Raw genomic sequence first — 1,722 nt, forward strand, 5'->3', positions numbered from 1 at the left:
TAACGTTTACAGTTTGGGTTATTTGCATTTAAAAGTAGCTGAATTGTAGCGCTGAGAATAAAAACGCCGATATTTGAGGTACATATAAATAATTAGCCGCCGACCGGGGTTTCTTTTGCTTTTTTTTGCTTGGTAAATTTTTAAATATTTTCTTGAACTTTATAGCTAATACCAATTCCCATTACACAGGGAGCAGATATGCCACTTTACCACGCTATTCTTGCTTAAGTATGGACCTTTTCCTTGTTATTGTTCCATGTAATGGGAATTGGTATGAGAACTTCTCGTATTTTTGTGGCTGTACACCAGAGATCATAGATTGTTAATAACTTTGCCACAATAATACAATTTTACGATGGAGGCGGGATGAGCAATCTAAATACTGAGTTACTTAATGCTGCTAAGAATGGTGATATTGAGAAAGTAAAAAACCTGATAAGTGAAGGAGCTGATGTTAATGCAGTGGATAAAAATGGAGATACTCCTTTAATTTGGACTGCTACAAATGGCCATAAAGAGACAGTAGAAATTCTATTAAAAGTAAAAGGGATCAATGTTAATGTGAAAGGTCAACATGGATATACTTCTTTACATTCTGCTGCTAAATATGGCAAGGAAGATGTAGTAGACATCCTATTAACCGCTAAAGAAATAAATATTAATGTGGAAGACAATCGGGGATATACTCCTTTACATATCGCTGCCAAACATGGCTATATAAAAATAATAAACGCTTTATTAGATAAAGGGATAAGCGTCGATGCAGTAACAGGTAAATACGAAATGACTCCTTTACAGGTGGCTGCTTGGTATGGCAAGACAGATGTAGTAAAACTTCTATTAGATAAAGGAGCAAGTATTAATTCAGCGGATAAAGATAAGTATACTGCTTTGCATTGGGCTGCTAAATTTGGTTATGTCGATATAGTAAAAGCTTTATTGGATAAAAAAGCGAGTATTAATGTGAAAAACAACGATGGAAAGATTCCTGTAGACTTAACTACTAACCAAGAAATAAAAGATCTATTGCAGAGTGCACAAAAATCCAATAATGACAAGTTACTTAGCGCTACCAAGGATGGTAATATTGAGGAAGTGAAGCATCTAATAAATGAAGGAGCTGATGTTAATGTGAAAGATAGTAATGAAAGAACCCCATTACATTGGGCTGCTGGAAAAGGCCATAAGCAGATACTAGAGCTCTACTAGACAAAGGTGCTGTGAAGTTAATGCAAAAGATGAGTATGGATATACTCCTTTATATTTGGCTGCTTTAACTGGCAATAAAGACATAGTAATAACCCTATTAGAAAAAAAAGCAGATGTAAATGCAAAAGATAACAATGAAGATACTCCTGTACATCGGGCCGCTGAAGAAGGTTATATAGAGATAGTAAGAGCTTTTTAGATAAGGGAGCAAGTATTAATGTGAAAAACAACGATGGAAAGACTCCTCTAGTCTCTGTAAAAAAAGTTCATCATGAGAAAATAAGGAAAGATGTAGCAAAAACTGGTAGTTTAACTTAGCTACAAATAGAGAAACTACCAAATGGCATATTATACAAAAGAAGGAAATTGAAAACAAGTTTTTAGTTTTTTGAAAAGCGTGAAAGGAATACACAGCAAGAGCGAAGAGAAATTGAGAATATTTGTGGAAACAGTGTGGTACATGGCCAAAAGTGGCTGCCAGTGTAGGCTTTTACCTAAAATATATGCCAATTA

General features: G+C 34.7%; 1 protein-coding gene and 1 pseudogene. Both read left to right on the forward strand.

Going from position 1 to position 1,722, the window contains the following annotated elements:
- Positions 1-366 precede the first annotated feature (366 nt).
- On the forward strand, positions 367-1,209 hold the full coding sequence (locus GO685_RS05090) for an ankyrin repeat domain-containing protein (RefSeq protein WP_175937849.1): 843 nt from the start codon (positions 367-369) through the stop codon (positions 1,207-1,209).
- Between the two features lie 22 nt (positions 1,210-1,231).
- Positions 1,232-1,408, forward strand: a pseudogene (locus tag GO685_RS05095) (ankyrin repeat domain-containing protein); the annotation flags it as partial.
- Between the last annotated feature and the right edge of the window lie 314 nt (positions 1,409-1,722).

This window comes from Wolbachia endosymbiont of Madathamugadia hiepei, assembly GCF_013366855.1.
GTDB lineage: Bacteria > Pseudomonadota > Alphaproteobacteria > Rickettsiales > Anaplasmataceae > Wolbachia.